Source organism: Nonomuraea helvata, assembly GCF_039535785.1.
In the GTDB taxonomy this organism is placed as follows: domain Bacteria; phylum Actinomycetota; class Actinomycetes; order Streptosporangiales; family Streptosporangiaceae; genus Nonomuraea; species Nonomuraea helvata.
Genome location: NZ_BAAAXV010000001.1, coordinates 2,300,333 through 2,317,646, shown reverse-complemented (window position 1 = coordinate 2,317,646; position 17,314 = coordinate 2,300,333). Strand labels below are relative to the sequence as shown.

General features: G+C 69.7%; 17 protein-coding genes. 5 read left to right on the top strand and 12 right to left on the bottom strand.

The window, feature by feature from the left end; translation table 11 throughout:
- Window positions 1–5: 5 nt before the first annotated feature.
- The 11 genes from ABD830_RS10680 to ABD830_RS10630 form a co-directional block, all read right to left on the bottom strand.
- Window positions 6–968, bottom strand: coding sequence for an ABC transporter permease (locus tag ABD830_RS10680; protein WP_344986424.1), 963 nt, complete (start codon window positions 966–968; stop codon window positions 6–8).
- Window positions 968–1,924, bottom strand: coding sequence for an ABC transporter permease (locus ABD830_RS10675; RefSeq protein WP_344986423.1), 957 nt, complete (start codon window positions 1,922–1,924; stop codon window positions 968–970). Before ABD830_RS10675 ends, ABD830_RS10680 begins: the two co-directional genes overlap by 1 nt.
- The gene (locus ABD830_RS10670; RefSeq protein WP_344986422.1) at window positions 1,921–2,898 is read right to left on the bottom strand and encodes an ABC transporter ATP-binding protein; all 978 of its coding nucleotides are present in this window, start codon (window positions 2,896–2,898) and stop codon (window positions 1,921–1,923) included. Before ABD830_RS10670 ends, ABD830_RS10675 begins: the two co-directional genes overlap by 4 nt.
- Window positions 2,898–3,920: an ABC transporter ATP-binding protein gene (locus ABD830_RS10665; protein ID WP_344986421.1), complete on the bottom strand. Its 1,023-nt coding sequence runs from the start codon at window positions 3,918–3,920 to the stop codon at window positions 2,898–2,900. The genes ABD830_RS10670 and ABD830_RS10665 overlap by 1 nt, the downstream gene beginning before the upstream one ends.
- A complete protein-coding gene (locus ABD830_RS10660; protein ID WP_344986420.1) occupies window positions 3,917–5,710 on the bottom strand; it encodes an ABC transporter substrate-binding protein in 1,794 nt (597 codons plus the stop codon). The genes ABD830_RS10665 and ABD830_RS10660 overlap by 4 nt, the downstream gene beginning before the upstream one ends.
- A gap of 229 nt (window positions 5,711–5,939) precedes the next feature.
- Complete coding sequence (locus tag ABD830_RS10655) at window positions 5,940–7,748, bottom strand: S9 family peptidase (protein WP_344986419.1); 1,809 nt, start codon at window positions 7,746–7,748, stop codon at window positions 5,940–5,942.
- Window positions 7,749–7,798: 50 nt separating this feature from the next.
- Entirely contained in the window at window positions 7,799–8,644 is an 846-nt protein-coding gene (locus tag ABD830_RS10650) for a glutamate ABC transporter substrate-binding protein (protein ID WP_344986418.1), read from the bottom strand.
- A gap of 117 nt (window positions 8,645–8,761) precedes the next feature.
- Window positions 8,762–9,679: an amino acid ABC transporter permease gene (locus tag ABD830_RS10645; protein ID WP_344986417.1), complete on the bottom strand. Its 918-nt coding sequence runs from the start codon at window positions 9,677–9,679 to the stop codon at window positions 8,762–8,764.
- The gene (locus ABD830_RS10640) at window positions 9,676–10,344 is read right to left on the bottom strand and encodes an amino acid ABC transporter permease (protein ID WP_344986416.1); all 669 of its coding nucleotides are present in this window, start codon (window positions 10,342–10,344) and stop codon (window positions 9,676–9,678) included. The genes ABD830_RS10645 and ABD830_RS10640 overlap by 4 nt, the downstream gene beginning before the upstream one ends.
- Window positions 10,345–10,402: 58 nt before the next feature.
- Window positions 10,403–11,272 (bottom strand): glutamate ABC transporter substrate-binding protein, encoded by an 870-nt coding sequence (locus tag ABD830_RS10635; protein ID WP_344986415.1) that lies wholly within the window; start codon window positions 11,270–11,272, stop codon window positions 10,403–10,405.
- Between the two features lie 17 nt (window positions 11,273–11,289).
- Window positions 11,290–12,045 (bottom strand): amino acid ABC transporter ATP-binding protein, encoded by a 756-nt coding sequence (locus ABD830_RS10630; protein ID WP_344986414.1) that lies wholly within the window; start codon window positions 12,043–12,045, stop codon window positions 11,290–11,292.
- Window positions 12,046–12,183: 138 nt separating this feature from the next.
- On the opposite strand from ABD830_RS10630, the gene miaB reads away from it, so the two are divergent.
- The 4 genes from miaB (at window position 12,184) to ABD830_RS10610 (ending at window position 15,893) form a co-directional block, all read left to right on the top strand.
- Window positions 12,184–13,680 carry a tRNA (N6-isopentenyl adenosine(37)-C2)-methylthiotransferase MiaB gene (gene miaB / locus ABD830_RS10625; RefSeq protein WP_344986413.1) on the top strand — a complete coding sequence of 499 codons (1,497 nt, stop codon included), beginning with the start codon at window positions 12,184–12,186 and terminating at the stop codon, window positions 13,678–13,680.
- Window positions 13,681–13,809: 129 nt separating this feature from the next.
- A complete protein-coding gene (locus ABD830_RS10620) occupies window positions 13,810–14,103 on the top strand; it encodes a hypothetical protein (RefSeq protein WP_344986411.1) in 294 nt (97 codons plus the stop codon).
- Window positions 14,104–14,493: 390 nt separating this feature from the next.
- On the top strand, window positions 14,494–15,048 hold the full coding sequence (locus ABD830_RS10615) for a hypothetical protein (protein ID WP_344986409.1): 555 nt from the start codon (window positions 14,494–14,496) through the stop codon (window positions 15,046–15,048).
- 110 nt (window positions 15,049–15,158) lie between these two features.
- On the top strand, window positions 15,159–15,893 hold the full coding sequence (locus ABD830_RS10610) for an isocitrate lyase/PEP mutase family protein (RefSeq protein ID WP_344986407.1): 735 nt from the start codon (window positions 15,159–15,161) through the stop codon (window positions 15,891–15,893).
- Here the strand turns inward: ABD830_RS10610 and ABD830_RS10605 are convergent.
- Complete coding sequence (locus tag ABD830_RS10605) at window positions 15,887–16,783, bottom strand: ribonuclease Z (RefSeq protein WP_344986405.1); 897 nt, start codon at window positions 16,781–16,783, stop codon at window positions 15,887–15,889. The genes ABD830_RS10610 and ABD830_RS10605 overlap by 7 nt on opposite strands.
- On the opposite strand from ABD830_RS10605, the gene ABD830_RS10600 reads away from it, so the two are divergent.
- Window positions 16,782–17,294 carry a methylated-DNA--[protein]-cysteine S-methyltransferase gene (locus tag ABD830_RS10600; RefSeq protein ID WP_344986403.1) on the top strand — a complete coding sequence of 171 codons (513 nt, stop codon included), beginning with the start codon at window positions 16,782–16,784 and terminating at the stop codon, window positions 17,292–17,294. The two genes, ABD830_RS10605 and ABD830_RS10600, sit on opposite strands and share 2 nt — an antisense overlap.
- Window positions 17,295–17,314: the final 20 nt, after the last annotated feature.

The following is a 17,314-nucleotide window of genomic DNA, read 5'->3' as shown; positions in this document are numbered from 1 at the left end:
CGAGCTCAGGCCAGGCGGACGCGTGGATCGAGCAGCCCGTACGCCACGTCCACCAGCAAGTTCGCCACCACCACCGCGGTCGTCGCCAGCGTGACCACGCCCATGATCACAGGCAGGTCCCCGCTGACGAACGCCTGCACCACCGCCTGCCCCACCCCGCCGAGCCCGAAGACCGACTCCGTCACCACCACCCCGCCGATCAGCGTGCCGACGTCCACCCCGAGCTGTGTCACCACGGGCGTCAGCGCGGCCCGCAGGCCGTGCCGGTAGATCACGCGCCGCTCCGGCACCCCCTTGGCCCGGGCCGTGCGGATGTAGTCCTCGCCGAGGACGTCCAGCATGGAGCCGCGTGTCAGCCGGGCGTACGACGCCGCCTGGACCGTGGCCAGCGTGACCCACGGCAGGATCAGGTGGCGCGCCCATTCGGCGGGATCCTGCGAGAACGGCACGTAGGAGTCGGGCGGCAGGATGGGCAGTCCCACCATGGACAGCTGGAAGAACAGGAAGTACAGCAGCAGCAGTCCCACCACGAAGGTCGGCATCGAGACCCCGGCCAGCGCCAGCAGCGTCAGGCCGCGATCCAGCACGGACCGCGCCCGGGTGGCGCTGAGCACCCCCGCGCCGACGCCGAAGGTGAACCAGAGCAGCGCGCCCCCCACCACCAGCGAGAACGTCGGTGGGAAGTCGGCGGCGAGCAGCTTGCCGACCGATTCGCCGGAGAAGTACGACTGGCCCAGGTCACCGTGGAGCAGCCTGCCCAGGTAGTCCAGGTACTGGACGAGTGTGGGCCGGTCGAGGCCGAGGTTGTGGCGGATCAGGTCCACCTGTTCGGGCGTGGCCTGCCGCCCGGCCAGCGTCCTGGCGGGATCGCTGGGCGCGACGAAGAACAGCAGGAACGTCCCGAGCGTCACCAGCCACAGGACGAGCAGGCCGAGCAGGACCCGGCGCAGCAGGAACGCGCGCAGCATCACGCCCCCTTACGTGTACGACGGCGGCGGCTGAACAGGCGCTCCGTCCGCGGGTCGATGGCGTCCCTGATCCCATCGCCCACCAGGTTGAACGCGAGCGTGGTGATCAGCAGCGTGACGGCGGGGAACCCCAGGTACCAGTACGCCACCCGGTAGAACCCCTGCGCCTCGCTCAGCAGGTTCCCCCACGAGGGGGTGGGCGGCACGATCCCCAGCCCCAGGTACGAGAGCGTCGACTCGAACACGATGGCCGCGGGGACCAGCAGCGTGGTCAGCACGATGACGGGAGCGAGCAGGTTCGGCAGGATGTCCACGAACATGACCCGGAAGTCGCCCGCCCCCATCGACCGGGCGGCCTCGACGTACTCGCGCTCCTTCAACGACAGCGTCTGCCCGCGCACCACACGGGCGATGGCCGCCCACGAGTAGAACGCGATCACCCCGATCGTGGCCGTCAGAGAGGGCCCGGCGATGGACACCACCGCGATCGCGAAGATCAGGTACGGGAACGACAGCACCACGTCCATCAGCCGCGACAGCACGGTGTCCACGACGCCGCCGTAGTACCCGGCCAGCAGCCCGACCACCACCCCGACCAGCGCGGCCAGCCCGGTGGCGACCACGCCGACGAGCAGCGAGACGCGCGCCCCGTACAGGACCCTGATGAACAGATCGCGCCCGAGCCGGTCGGTGCCGAACCAGAACTCCCCGTTCGGCGGGACGGGCAGCCCCTGGGCGGTGATGCCGGTGTCGCGGAACTGGTCGTCGGGGCCGTGGCCGTTCCAGGCGGCGATGAGCGGCGCGGCCAGCGCCAGCGCGCACAGCAGGATGACGACCAGGCCGGACACCATGGCGACCTTGTCGGTCCTGATCCGGCGCCAGGCGAGCTGCCAGGGCCCGCGCCCGGCTATCCCGCCGGACGCGACGGCGCCGGGTCTGATCTCGGTCAGTGTCATACGACCACCTCGATCGGGAAGTGGCAGGCCGCCGACTCTTCCAGCGTGCTATCCAACTGGGGTTCGACGGAGGAGCAGACCTCCTGGGCCCGTGGGCACCGGGGATGGAAGCGGCAGCCGGACGGCGGGTCGATCGGCGAGGGCACGTCGCCGGTCAGCACGACGCGCCGCCGCCGCTGCGCCTCGTCCGGGTCGGCCACCGCGGTCGCCGACAGCAGCGCGTTCGTGTACGGGTGCCGCGGCCGCTCGTACACCGACTCCGCGTCCCCGAGCTCGACCACCTTGCCCAGGTACATGACCGCGATCCGGTCGCTGATGTGCCGCACCACCGACAGGTCGTGGGCGATGAACAGGTACGTCAGCCCGAACTCGGCCTGCAGGTCCTTCAGCAGATTGAGGATCTGCGCCTGGATGGACACGTCGAGCGCCGACACCGGCTCGTCGCAGATGATCAGCCGGGGCCGCAGCGCGAGCGCCCTGGCCACCCCGATCCGCTGCCGCTGCCCGCCGGAGAACTCCGCGGGGAACCGGTTGTAGTGCTCCGGGTTGAGCCCGACCCGTTCCATCAGCTCCTGCACGGCCCGGCGGAGCCGGTCGCCGCTCATCACGCGGTGGATCACGAGCGGATCGGCGATGATCGACCCGACCCGCCTGCGCGGGTTCAGCGAGCCGTACGGGTCCTGGAAGATGACCTGGATGTCGCGCCGGTAGGGCCGCATGCGCCTGCGGGGCAGGTTCGTGATGTCCGCGCCGTCGAACCGCACGGTGCCCGACGTGACCGGATGCAGCCCCGCGATGCACCGGGCGAGCGTGGACTTGCCGCAGCCCGTCTCACCCACCAGGCCCAGCGTCTCGCCGGGCGAGAGCGCGAAGCCGACCCCGTCCACCGCCTTGACCTGTCCGACGACGTGCTTGACCAGCGCGCCGGTGGTGATGGGGTAGTGCTTGACCAGGTTCGAGACCTCGAGCAGCATCACGACTCCTTCGCCTTGAGCCGCAGCGCCTCCGCCTCCGCGCCCAGTCCGACCGCCTCGTGCGGCAGCCAGCAGGCCGAGGCGTGGGTGCCCTCCCCGGTCACCGTGGCCAGCGGCGGCCGCTCGGCCGGGCAGACCGGCATCGCGTACGCGCAGCGCGGGTGGAACGCGCACCCGGGCGGCAGGTCGATCAGGCTGGGCGGCGAGCCCGGGATGGGCCGCAGCCGCCCGCCCCGGTCCCCGCTGCTGCCCGGGATCGACTCCAGCAGCCCCTTGGTGTACGGGTGGTGCGGCCGGTAGTAGAGCGTGTGCCGGTCGGCCCGCTCGACCGCGAGCCCGGCGTACATGACCAGCACCTCGTCGGCCATGCCCGCCACCACGCCGAGGTCGTGCGTGATGAGGATGAGCGCGATCCCGAACTCCGCCTGCACCCGCGCGATGAGCTCCAGGATCTGCGCCTGCACGGTCGCGTCGAGCGCCGTGGTCGGCTCGTCGGCCACGATCAGCTTCGGGTTGAGCGCCAGCGCCATGGCGATCATCGCCCGCTGCCGCATGCCGCCGGAGAACTGGTGCGGGTAGTCGTCCACGCGGCGCTCCGGCCGCGGGATGCCGACCAGGCCGAGCAGCTCGATCGCCCGCCTCCTGGCCTCGGCCCGCGAGGTGTCCGGCCGGTGCACCCTGATCAGCTCCTCGATCTGCCAGCCCACCTTGTAGAGCGGGTGCAGGCTGGTCAGCGGGTCCTGGAAGACGACGCTGATCTCCGCGCCGCGGATGTGGCGCAGCCGCTCGCTGTCGAGTTCGAGCAGGTTGACGCCGTCGAACATGGCGGTGCCGGAGATGTCGGCGCCGGGGGAGAGCCCCAGGATGGCCTGGGTGCTCACCGTCTTGCCGCTGCCGGACTCTCCGACGATCGCCAGCGTGCGGCCGCGTTCGATGCGGAACGAGAGCCCCCGCACGGCCTGCACCACGCCGTCGGACGTGGGGAAGGCCACGCGGAGGTCCGTCACCTCGAGCAGGCTCATGGGGTGGTCGGGTTGAGCCAGAGGTTGGTGAAGTCGTAGAGCTGGAACGCCGGCAGGTACAGGGCGTTCTGCACCCGCTTGCTCTTGTAGATCGGCGTGTTCTGGTTGTTGAGCGGCACGATCACCGCGTCGGCCATCACCGTCTGATCGACCTGGTGCCACAGCGCGGCCGACTTGGCCTGGTCCTGCTGGGCCAGCGCCTGCTTGATCAGGTCGTCCACCTTGGGGTTGCTGTAGCAGCCGTAGTTGCTGGTGCCGGGCGTGCAGTTGGTCTGGAACAGCGGCTGGACGACCGCGCGGCCGTTGTTGCCGTACCAGTCGGGGACCCAGCCGGGGGCTGAGATGTCCCACTTGCTGGCCTTGGCGATCGACGGGTTCTGCAGGAAGGCGCCGTAGTAGTCGCCCTGCCGCACCGGCAGGCCCTTCACCGTGATCCCGCACTTCTGCAGGTCCGCCGAGTACGACTGGAAGTTGGCCGGGTGGTTGCCCGCGTTGCGGAAGGCGCCGATGAGGGTCAGCCCGTTCGGGTAGCCGGCCTCGGAGAGCAGCTGCTTGCACTTGGCCGGGTCGCCCGCGTCACCCGGCGACGGGTACGGGTTGTACTCCTGGTAGCCGATGTTGCCCGGCGGGATCGCGGTGTGCAGCGGCGTGGCCACGTCGGCGCCGCCGTAGACCTTGGCGATGGCGACCTTGCTGACCGCGTACTCGATGGCCTGGCGCACCTTGAGCTTGCCCATGGCGCCGCCGGCGTTCTTGCTCTGCAGGTTGAAGACGATGTACGGGTTGGTCACCGCGCCCGGGAAGATCTTGAAGCCGGGGTCTCCCGAGCTCTTGAGCTGCGGGATCTGCGCGGTCGGCACCGGCAGGTCCCACGACAGGTCGGCGCTGCCGGCCTCGAGCTGCTGCTGTACGGCGTCCGGCTCGTTCACGCCCATCTTGACGTCGATGGCGTTCACGTACTGGTGCCTGATCGGGTCCGACTCCTGCTTCCAGGCCGGGTTCCGCTCCAGCCTGATCGACTTGGTGGCCACGTACTGGGCGACCTTGTAGGGGCCGTCGGAGATGGTGTGCTGGCGGAACGTGGCGTCGTCCGGCACGTACTGGTCGTACTCCTTGGGGGCGGCCACGGAGAAGTTCAGCGCCAGGATGTTGAGGAAGTCGCTGGCGGGCTGGGTCAGCGTGAAGACGACCGTCTTGTCGTCCTTGGCCTGGACGCCCGCGATGTCATGGCCGTTCTGGAAGTCGGCCAGGGCGGCGGCCGTGGGCTTGGCCTTGGTGAACGCCTTGGCGTACGCGTCGCAGTACGCCTTCATGCCCTTGATCGTGCTCGTGTAGTAGCCGGGCGCGCCCGAGCCCGCCACCGGGTTGCAGATCCGCTTGAAGCCGCGGACGAAGTCGCCCGCCGTCACCTCGCGTGGCGGCTGGGTGTCCCACTGCACGCCGTCGCGGAGCTTGATCGTGTACGTGAGCCCGTCGGCGCTCAGGCCGCCGTTGTCCGTCGTGGGCAGCTCGGCGGCGACGTCGGGGACCACGGTGAAGCCCTTGGTGGTCTCGGACTCGCTCGCCACCCCGTTCAGCCCGAAGAGCCCGCGCGCGTAGGTGCGCAGGATGCCGTTGGTGACCGTGTAGTAGGAGCTGGTGGGGTCGAGGTGATCGACGTCGCCGCCGCCGACGAGCCTGAGCGTCCCGCCGGACATCGGTTTGCCCGGGGCGGAGGAGGTTGGCGGCGCGGAATTTCGCGCTCCGGTGTCGGTCTGGCAGGCCGTGGCGAACAAAGTTGCGGTAATCACCACGACAATGCTGAAATGGCGCATGCTGGCCATCTGGCCTCCCTCGTGCCGAGATGCGGGGCGTGCATGGCTGGCCGTAGTGGGGCGTGCGCCGTGGCCGCGGAGCACGTCCCACATGTGCATGGTCACGCGCGCAGCGGCGATCGAAAAGGCGGTTACGCAACCGATGATGATTAGCGACCGCCCGGTAATGCTGATTTCGTAGCGAATTCGTCAGCGAATTACAACATTAGGCGAAAAGCTGCTGGTAAAAGGCCAGCTCGGCGGCCAGCGCGGCCACCCGCGTCTCCGTGCGGCGGAAGCCGTGCGACTCGCCCTCGAAGGCCAGATAGGTGCACGGCACACCCCGCTCCGACAGCGCGTCCGCGAAGGCCTCCGACTGCTCCGGCGGCACCACGGGGTCGTCGAGGCCCTGTAGGAGCAGCATGGGGCAGGTCACGCCGTCCACGAGAGCGAGCGGCTCCCGGCTCGCGTACACCTGCGGGTCCTCCGGCCCCACCAGCCACTCCACGTAGCGTGACTCGAAGTCGTGGGTGTGCGCGACGAGCGGCGCGAGCGCGCTGACGCCGAAGTACGACACCCCGCCGGCGAACACGTCGGACCGGCAGCAGGCCGCCATCACGGTCCACCCGCCCGCGCTGCCCCCGCGCACCGCGATCCTGCGGGGGTCGGCCAGCCCCTCCGCGGCCAGCCACTCGGCGGCGGCGACGGTGTCGGCCACGTCGACCAGCCCCCACTGGCCCTTCAGCCGGTCGCGGTACGCCCTGCCGTAGCCGGTCGAGCCGCCGTAGTTGACGTCGAGCACGCCGATGCCGCGCGAGGTCAGGAACGCCTTCTCCAGGTCGAGCGCGGTGTCGGCGTGCGAGGTCGGCCCGCCGTGCACGAAGATCACGTACGGGGGCACGCCGTCGGTCGCGGGGCCGTACGGCGGGTAGAGGAAGGCGGGCACCGGCGACTCGACGGCCCTCGGCACGGGCAGGTAGGCCGGGTCGGGCAGGTGCGCCCTGTCCCTCCTCAGGGTGCGGGTCTCGCCGGAGGCCGCGTCCACGCTGACGATCGACCGGGGGGTCGTGGGGGCGTAGCCGATGCCGGTCACGGACGTGCCCTCGGCGGCCAGTGCCGCGTCCCACCCGTCGTGGGGCACGTCGAGGTCGGCGAGCGTGCCCGAGACCGGGTCGAGCACGCCCAGCCGCAGGTCACCGCGCCCGTGCAGGACCGCGATCCGCCCGTCGCCGAGCACGGTGTACGGCATCCCGCCCAGCCGCCACGGCGGCAGCGTGAACTCCTCCTCGGCGGCGTGGATCGCCCGCAGGCCGTCGCCGTGGAGGCCGATCTCGTAGAGGTTCCACCAGCCGGAGCAGTCGGAGATCAGATAGAGGCCGGTGTCGTCCTTCCAGGCGGGGGCCAGCACGGACTCCGTGGGGCCGCCCTTCACCGTCCAGGAGCCGCCGCCCGAGAGCCGGGTGACGCGTAGCTCGGTGCCGTCCCAGGGCATGCGGGGGTGGTTCCAGCAGACATAGGCCAGATGCCGCCCGTCGGGGGAGATGGCGGGGGAGGCGTAGAAGTCGCAGCCGGTGGCCCATTCGCGGGTCTCGCCGCCGTCCAGCGGGATCGACACCACCGATCGGGTGACCTTGCCGTCGTCGTCGTGGCACTCGCGTACGCACCAGACCTGGCCGTCGCGCACCAGCAGGTCCGCGTAGCGGCAGCCTTCCTCCGTGAGAGGTTTCGGTTCGCCGTAATCGCGAAGAATGTACAGGCGCTGATCTTTGAGGTTGGTGAAGACCACCTCGCCGTCCGGCGTCACGGCGTAGGGTCTGCCGCCGTACTCGTGGACCCTGGTGCGCGCGTTCCAGGGCGCTCGCAGCAGCTCATGCTCGGTGCCGTCGGCCGCGCGGCACATGATCGTGGTGCGCCCGCCCTCGTCGGGACGGTCCTCGGTCCACCAGACCCGGCCGCCGTGGGCCGTGGGCCAGCCAGGGCGCACGCCGGAGCGGGCCACGTCTCTGGTCGAAATGGGGGAGGGCCAGAAAGGCATACCCGCATCCTGCCGGAAGATCGGCGACGGCGTGCGGCGGTCCCCGCAGTTCAGGCGCAGCCCTGGGGCTTGGGCAGCCGCGACGGCAGTTCGAGCCCCGTCTTGCCGAACCACTTGTGGAGCAGCCGCGTGGCCGTCCCGTCGTGCCACATCGACGCGATGGCCTGGTTGACGGCCTCGCAGGTGGCGGTGTCGCCCTTCTTGATGCCGACGCCCCATTTCTCCTCGCTGACGGGGTCGTTCAGCAGCCTGAAGCGGCCGGGGTCCTGCTGGGCGAACCCGGCCAGGAGCAGGTTCTCGGTGCTCACCGCGTCGAGCTCGCCGTCGGAGAGCTTGCGTACGCAGTCGGAGTAGTTGGCCGCGTCCACCAGCGCGGCGGGCAGGTCCAGCTTGCCGTCGGGCGGCGGATCGACGATCCTGCGGTACGAGTTCGAGCCCTCCGCCAGGCAGAGCCGCCTGCCCCGCAGGTCGGCCACCTTCTTGATGCGGGCGTCGCCGGCCCGGACCATCGTGTCCTGCTGGACGAGCACGTACGGGCCGCCGAACGTCACCTTGGGCAGGCGGGCCTCCGTGATGCTGTAAGAGGCGAAGACGAGGTCCACGCTGCCGTTCTGGAGCAGCGCCTCCCGGGCGGACGAGGGCGACTCCCGCCACGTGATGTCCACATGGCGGCCCCGCGCGAGATGGTCGACCACGTACCGGGCGACGTCCACGTCGAACCCCTGCGGGTCGCCCGGTCCGATCAGCAGCCCCAGGCTCGGCTGGTCCCACTTGGTGCCGACGACGACGTGGCCGGTGATCCTGATCTTGCTGACGACGGTGGTGTACGAGCCTGAGCTGCCGCACGCGGCGGCCAGCACCGCCACGGCCGCACCTGCGAGCGCAACCCCACGCATGGAGACAGTCTGGGGGTTGGACAAATCGTGCGGATCGCCCTTGGGGCTGTTACAACGAAAAAATGGGGTCTTCTTGGGTTTTGCGACGTACGGGCGCAGCTGCGCCCGTACGTCGCGTCACTCCACGGGACGGTCGGGTGCCAGCCCGGCGTCCTCGGTGCCCCCACCCGCGCCCACGCTGACCTCGGCCGAGCCGGGAGCCGCGATCGGGGCGGCGGCCGTCTTACGGCTGCGCCTGCTGCGCCGCTCCAGCCACGTGGCCAGGTAGCTCAGCGCCATGTTGAGCGCCACGTAGATGATCCCGATGACGATCGCCGCCGGGATGAGCGAGCCGAAGAAACGGGCCGGCAGGATCTTGAAGCCGGTGTTGAGCAGGTCGACGTAGGCGATGATGTAGCCGAGCGCGGTGTCCTTCAGCAGCACCACGAGCTGGCTGACGATCGCCGGCATCATCGCCGTGACGGCCTGCGGCAGCAGCACGAGCCGCATCACCTGGTTCTTGCGCATGCCGATCGCGTACGCGGCCTCCGACTGGCCACGGGGCACCGCGTGCACGCCCGCCCTGACGACCTCGGCCAGCACCGAGCCGTTGTAGAGCATCAGGCCGACCACGACCGCCATGAACGTGTAGTCGCCGCTGCCGCCCAGGGCCGGCGCCAGGTAGAAGATGAAGAAGATCAGCAGCAGCAGCGGGATGGCCCTGAAGACCTCGACCACCACGCCCGCGGGAACTCGGACCCACTTGTGGTCGGAGAGCCGGGCCAGGCCGAAGACCGCGCCGAAGACCAGCGCGAGCACGGCGGCCACCGCGGCGGCCTCCAGGGTGCCGAGCAGGCCGGGGAAGATGTAGGTCGTCCACGTCTCCCACTGCAGGAACGGCTGCCAGATCCTGCCTGCCCACTGGCCCTTGGCGTCGAAGCCCCGGTAGATGCCGTACAGGGCGGCGGCCACGGCCACCACGCTGATCACCGTGAGCAGGCCGTTGCGCACCCGCGTGCGCGGCCCCGGCGCGTCGAACAGGACAGAGGTGCTCATCGGACCACCGCCAGGCGCCGGGCCAGCCAACCGGTGAAGTAGCCGATGGGCATGGTAACGATCATGAAGGCCACCACGATGCCGAGGAAGATCGGGATCGACGCGCCGACCTGGTCGAAGGCTCCCTTCATGTTGGCCGCGGCGTCGGCGGCGAAGCCGCCCGCCACCGCGACCGTGGTGTTCTTCACCATGGCGATCATCACGCTGCCCAGCGGCGCGATGACCGCGCGGAACGCCTGGGGCAGGATGATCATCCGCAGCGACTGCATGAACGTCAGCCCGATCGCCCTGGCAGCCTCGGCCTGCCCGAGCGGCACCGTGTTGATGCCCGAGCGCAGCGCCTCACAGACGAAGGCCGCGGTGTAGGCCGACAGGCCCATCGCGACGATCCAGAACGAGTTGGTGCGCGGCACGCCGGAGAAGACCAGCCCGAGCTGGTCGCTGAGGCCGAGCGCGGAGAAGGCCAGCACCAGGGTGAGGGGGGTGTTGCGCACGATGTTGACGTAGACCGTGCCGGCGGCGCGCAGCACCGGCGTGGGGGAAACTCTCATCGCCACCAGAACGGTGCCGAGAATCAGGGAGACGATCGCGGCCACGATGGAGAGCTTGACGTTCTCCAAGAACCCCTGTGCGAGGTCGGGCGCGTATCTAATCAGATCTTCCATAGTGCTCCACCGCATAGGGGAACGGCGGCCGGCTCACCGGCCGCCGCCTCTGGCATGATCAGCTGCAACCCTCGGCCGGCGGTGCCGACTCGGACAACTTCAGGCCCTGGATGCCGCCGAACCACTTGTCCAGCAGCTGCTTCATGGTGCCGTTGTCCCAGAGCTTCTTCACCGCGGTGTTGACGGCCTCACACGTCTTGGTGTCGCCCTTCTTCAGGCCGACGCCGTACTTCTCGTCCGTGAAGCCCTGGCCGAGCACCTTGAAGCTGCCGCCGGACTGCTGAGCCTGCTTGGCGAAGCCCGCCAGGATCAGGTCGTCGGTGGTGACGGCGTCGAGGTTGCTGCCGGTCAGCTTCTGCACGCACTCGGAGTAGTTGGCCGCGTCGACGGTGGTGGCGTCGATGTCGAGCTTGCCGTCCGGCGGCGGGTCGGTGATCCGCTTGTAGGAGTTGGAGCCGGCCGCCTTGCAGATCTTCTTGCCCTTGAGGTCCTGCGGCGTGTTGATCGCCGTGTCGTTCTGGCGGACCATCACGTCCTGGTGGGCGACGACGTAGGGGCCGCCGAAGGTGACCTTGCCCTTGCGCTCCTCGGTGATGGAGTAGGTGGCGAAGATGATGTCGACCGTGCCGTTCTGGAGGAACGGCTCGCGGTTGGACGAGGCCGACTCCTTCCACTCGATCTTCGGGTCCTTGCCGCCGTTGATCTCCTTAAGCACGGCCTTGGCCACGTCAACGTCGAAACCCTCGGGCCCGTTGGGCCCCTTCAGGCCCAAGCTCGGCTGGTCCCACTTGGTGCCGACGACGATCGTGCCGCCGTCCTTGACCTTGTCCGCCACGCTCGCATAGGTCTTGTTCCCGCCGCCGCAAGCGGCCAGACCGGCGGCGAGTGCCGCTATCGAGAGCACCGCTCCCATTTGACGCATGTGCATGTGTACCTGCCTCAATATCAGTGCGTGAGGATCTTGGAAAGAAAGTCACGCGCCCTGTCGGTCTGCGCGTTGGTGAAGAACTCGTCGGGAGTGTTCTCCTCCACGATCTGGCCCTCGGCCATGAACACGACCCTGTTGGCCGCTCTGCGGGCGAACCCCATCTCGTGGGTGACGACCACCATGGTCATCCCGTCGCGAGCCAGGCTGATCATGACGTCGAGCACCTCCTGCACCATCTCGGGGTCCAGAGCGGAGGTCGGCTCGTCGAACAGGATCATCTTCGGCTCCATGGCCAGCGCCCTGGCGATGGCGACCCGCTGCTGCTGGCCACCGGAGAGCTGGGCCGGATATTTGTCCGCCTGCGCCGCGATGCCCACGCGCTCGAGCAGCTCCATCGCCCGCTTGTTGGCCGCGTCCTTGGAGACGCCGCGCACCTTGAGAGGGCCGAGCGTGACGTTTTCACGGATGGTCTTGTGCGCGAACAGGTTGAACGACTGGAAGACCATGCCGACTTCGGAACGCAGCCTCGCCAGCGCCTTGCCCTCCTGGGGGAGCACCTGGCCGTCAAAGATGATCTGCCCCTCGCTGATCGTCTCCAGACGGTTGATCGTGCGGCAGAGCGTCGACTTGCCTCCGCCCGAAGGACCGATAACGACCAGTACTTCACCGCGGGAGACGGTCAGGTTTATGTCCTTCAGAACGTGCAGCGCCCCAAAGTGTTTGTTGACGTTCTCCAACCGTACGAGTGGAGCGTCGTTACCGTTCTCCGTCATGCGTCAAACCGTAGACGGTCCCAAGAGTGCTGGTCACTAACTAAGCGGTACCGATCCGATCACATCATGCCACCGAGCTGGCCTTTTAGCGCAGTCGGGACCGCCCTGAGCCGGACAGCGACTACCCTTGAACATGCCATGACTGTGACCCAGGAGGGCGCCCGCACGTACGAAGTGCGCACATACGGGTGCCAGATGAACGTGCACGACTCCGAGCGCCTGTCCGGCCTCCTGGAGGACGCCGGCTACGTGCCTGCCTCCGACGGCGAGACCGCCGACGTGGTGGTGTTCAACACGTGCGCCGTGCGGGAGAACGCCGACAACCGCCTCTACGGCAATCTCGGCCACCTCAGACCGGCCAAGACCCGCAACCCGCGCATGCAGATCGCGGTGGGCGGCTGCCTGGCGCAGAAGGACCAGGGCGAGATCGTCCGCAAGGCGCCCTGGGTCGACGTGGTCTTCGGCACCCACAACATCGGCTCGCTGCCGGTGCTGCTCGAGCGGGCCCGCATCGCGGGCGAGGCGCAGGTCGAGCTGAAGGAGTCGCTCGAGGTCTTCCCCTCGACGCTGCCCACCAAGCGCGAGTCGGCCTACGCCGCCTGGGTGGCCATCTCGGTCGGCTGCAACAACACCTGCACGTTCTGCATCGTGCCGTCGCTGCGCGGCAAGGAGAAGGACCGCCGTCCCGGCGACATCCTCGCCGAGGTCCAGACCCTGGTCGGCCAGGGCGTCCTGGAGGTGACGCTCCTCGGCCAGAACGTCAACACCTACGGCGTGGAGTTCGGCGACCGCCTCGCGTTCGGCAAGCTGCTGCGCTCGTGCGGCACGATCGACGGCCTGGAGCGGGTCCGCTTCACCTCGCCCCACCCCGCCGCCTTCACCGACGACGTGATCGCCGCCATGGCCGAGACCCCCAACGTCATGCACCAGCTCCACATGCCCCTGCAGTCGGGCTCGTCGCAGGTGCTGCGCGCGATGCGCCGCTCGTACCGCGCGGAGCGCTACCTCGGCATCATCGAGCGGGTGCGCGCCGCCATGCCGGACGCGGCCATCTCGACCGACATCATCGTCGGCTTCCCGGGGGAGACGGAGGAGGACTTCCAGGCCACCCTCGACGTGGTCCGCGAGAGCCGCTTCGCCAACGCCTTCACCTTCCAGTACTCCATCCGCCCCGGCACGCCGGCGGCCACCATGCCCGACCAGATCCCCAAGGAGGTCGTGCAGGAGCGCTACGAGCGGCTGGTGGCGCTGCAGGAGGAGATCTCCTGGGAGGAGAACAAGAAGCAGGTCGGGCGCACGCTCGAGGTCCTGGTGGCCGAGGGCGAGGGCCGCAAGGACGACGCCACCCGGCGCCTTTCCGGCCGGGCGCCCGACAACCGCCTGGTGCACTTCACCGCCGGCTCCGAGACGCCCCGGCCCGGGGACATGGTGACGGTCGAGGTGACGTACGCGGCGCCGCACCATCTGGTGGCGGACGGGCCGGTCAAGGGCCTCAGGCGCACGCGGGCCGGCGACGCCTGGGAGTCCCGCCAGTCCGCTCCCACGCCGTCCTCGGGCGTCCTGCTGGGCATGCCGACCATCGGCCGCCCCGCCGCCGCCCCTGCCCCCGCTTCGGGAGCCTGCTCGGCCCACTGACGCCTTGAGTACGCTCGCTGACGGCCGGTCCGTGTGGTGCCCGGCGGTCAGCGGGTGAGGCGGTTCAGGTAGGCGTAACAGGGTTCGCGGCGGAAGTCGTGGAAAGTGGCGCAGGGATCCGCGGCAACCTTGCCGGAGATCGACGGGGCCGGCTGCTCCTGGGGAGGGACCTGGGGAGCGGGCAGGACCTTCGGGTGGGGCGGCAGCGGAGTGGCTGACCGATGGGGCGGCTCCGGAGCAGCTGACCGCCGAGGTCCCGGCGGTGCCGTCACGGGCGGCGGGGGCACGGGCGGCGGGGGCACGGTGACGGAGGCGGGCGGTCCCGTCGTGGACCCCAGGGGGCCTACGACGGGCGCGAGAGGCGGCTCCGCGGTGAGGGGCGGGCCGACGGTGATCTCCGACTCCGGTGGCGGGACGGCCTGAACCCAGGCCGGCGGTGGAAGTCTCGATTTCGGCGTCTCCTGGAACGATCCATCCGATGGTGAGGTGGAAAGGCCTGCTGGAGCGTACGAAAAATCCGATCTTGGGGAAAGCGTGCTTTCCTGATCGAATTCCGCCGCCCTTTGCGGTGGCGCTTCCTGAGTGCTGGTGAATGCCAGGAATATGCCGGTGATCGCGGTGGCGAGCACTCCGGCGACGCCGGCGACGGGAGCGAGGTGGGCGCGGCGACCTGGAAAAATGGATCTAGAGGGGGACAAGTCGTGATTCCTTTGTGATTGGTGTGCGAGCATTCAGTGTTTGCGGCTAGTGTGGTCCATCACCCGCGGAAGCCGGTGAGCTTTCCCCGATACGACCGCAGGGAGCCGTACCACCATGCAAGATCCGATCGAGCCGGATCGTCTTGAGATCCTGTCCGGGCCTGGCGACACCCGCCTTGCGGCCAGGAAGACGTCCTCGACCGGCGAACCCCCGAAGAAGACCAGGAAGGCCGTCGTCATCGCCGCTGCGGCGCTCGTCGCCCTGCTCGCGGCGGGCGGTGCCGGTTACCTGCTGGCCGGCAGCCCCGGTGAGGCCGCGCAGCCGGGCGCCGTCCATCCCGCCCCCTCACAGAGCGTCGAGGGGAACGAGGACCTCGGAGGTGACGACACCACCACCGGCGACGCCGCCACCGACGCCCCTGAGGGCGATCCGGCCGCGGACACCCCCGACGACGGCTCCATCGGCGACACCGCGCCGGACGTGGGCTCGGGCGCCGAGCCCGTCGGCGACACGGGTTCCAGCCCGGATCGCGGCACGGCCAGGACCGGCGACGGCAAGGCGCCCTCGACGACGTCACCCAGCAAGGCGCCGCAGCCGCCGGAGGGCGACAACCCCGCGGACGGCCCTGCGGGCCAGCTGAGCGGCCAGTGCGCGAAGAGCGGCTGCTGAGGGCGGGCGAGCCGCGCACGACGAAGGGCCGCGTCCCGGGAAAGTGGCTTGGCGTTTATCGGTGGTATTGGACCTATGGCGGGAACCACCGCACTCCGTAGGGTCGGCGTATGACGACTGACAAAGCCGACCTCCTACGGACGCTGCACATGCCGGGTAGTCCGGTGATATTGCCCAACGTCTGGGACGCCGCCTCCGCCCGTGCCGTATGGGAGGCCGACTTTCCGGCCGTCGCCACCGGCAGCGCCGCCGTGGCCCACGTGCTCGGGTACGAGGACGGCGAGGGGACGCCGGTCGGCGAGATGATGGCGGCGATCGCCCGCATCGTCAGGGTCGTGGACGTGCCCGTCACCGCCGACATCGAGCGCGGCTACGGTCTCAAGCCGGCCGAGCTGGTCGAACGCCTGGCCGCCACCGGAGCCGTGGGCTGCAACATCGAGGACTCCACCGCCGGCGCGCTGGTGGACCCAGGCGAACAGGCCGACTTCCTGGCGGAGATGCGGGCCGCGGCGGGCCAAGGGCTGGTGATCAACGCGAGGGTGGACACCTACATCCGCGGCCGGACCTCCCGCGAGGAGGCGGTGGAGCGCGGGCGGCGGTATCTGGAGGCGGGCGCCGACTGCGTCTACCCGATCGGGCTGGCGGACGAGGACGAGATCGGGGCGCTGGTGAGCGAGCTGGGCGCGCCCGTCAACATCCTGTTCAGGCCCGGGGTCCCGTCGCTCGAGCGGCTGGGCGAGCTGGGCGTGGCCAGGATCAGCTTCGGGGGCGGGCTCCACCGGGCCGCCCACACCTACGCCCAGAGCCTGTTCGCGAAGGTCAGAGAAGGCCACAGCCCCTACTGACGCCGCGGCACCGGGATCTTCATCAGGTCTCGGGCGAGCACGACCTCCCCGTCGTAGTGCCGGCGCACCTCCGCCACGAAGGCGGGCTCGTCGGCGAACCCGTACCGCTCGGAGAAGTGCGTCAGCACCAGCCTGCGCGCTCCCGCGTCGGCCGCCACCAGACCCGCCTCGAAGGCCGTCAGATGCCCGTACTCCTTGGCCAGCGCGCTCTCCGACGACAGGAACGTGCACTCGATCACCAGCAGGTCCACCCCCGAGGCCAGCTCGAACACGGTGTCGCAGAGCCGCGTGTCCATGACGAACGCCACGCTCTGCCCCCGCCGGGGCTCGCTGCACTGGTCGAGCGTGATCCCGCGTACGGAGCCGGTGCGCTGGAGCTCGCCGACCTCCGGACCGCGTATGCCGTGGGCGGCCAGCCTGTCGGGCAGCATGCGGCGGCCGTGCGGCTCCTGGACGCGGTAGCCGTACGACTCGACGGGATGGGACAGGCGGCGCGCGGTCAGCGAGCCGACGGAGGCCAGGTCGCCGGAGAGCGGGTGCTCGGAGATCACCGAGGTGTCGGCGAACGCGGCGGCGTGGCGGAGCCTGCGCCAGTACGTCTCGCCTGAAGCCGGGAAGAGCGCGCGCACCGGGTGCCTGACCTTGTCACGGGCGATGCGCTGCACGACCCCCGGCACCCCCAGGCAGTGGTCGCCGTGGAAGTGCGTCAGGCAGATCCAGTGGATGTCATGAGCGCTCACGCCGGCGTGCAGCATCTGCCGCTGTGTGCCCTCTCCGGGGTCGAAAAGGTAGCCTTGTCCGTCCCAGCGCAGAAGGTAGCCGTTGTGGTTACGGTGTCGGGTGGGGACCGCGCTGGAGGTGCCCAGCACCACCAACTCACGTGAGGACATGATGACCACAGTCGCGTTCGCCGAGGTGCCCACGCCGGTAGGGCCGTTCGTGCTGGCCGTCACCGAGGTCGGTCTCGTCGCGTCGGGCTGGGGATCCCCTCCGCGGCTGTCCGACCGCCTCGGACTGGCTGAAGTCCATGATTCGGATCGTACGGCCTTCGCGGTCGCCGAGTTGAACGCTTATTTCGCGGGCGATCTGAAGACGTTCGAGACGCCGGTGGACTGGCGGCTGATGTCCGGCTCGCGGCTACGGGTGCTGCAGGCACTGCACCAGGTCCCGTACGGCACCGCCGTCACCTACGGCGAGCTGGCCGCGCGCAGCGGCTCCAACGTGCCGGCCCGCGGCATCGGCTCGATCATGGGCTCCAACCCCATCCCGATCATCGTGCCCTGCCACCGGGTGATCGCGGGCAACGGTCTCGGCGGGTTCAGCGGCGGCGAGGGCGTGGAGACCAAGCGCTGGCTGCTCACGCATGAGGGGTATCTGCAACCGACCCTGCTGGATTTTTAGGCCTGGACCTCTAGCAAACT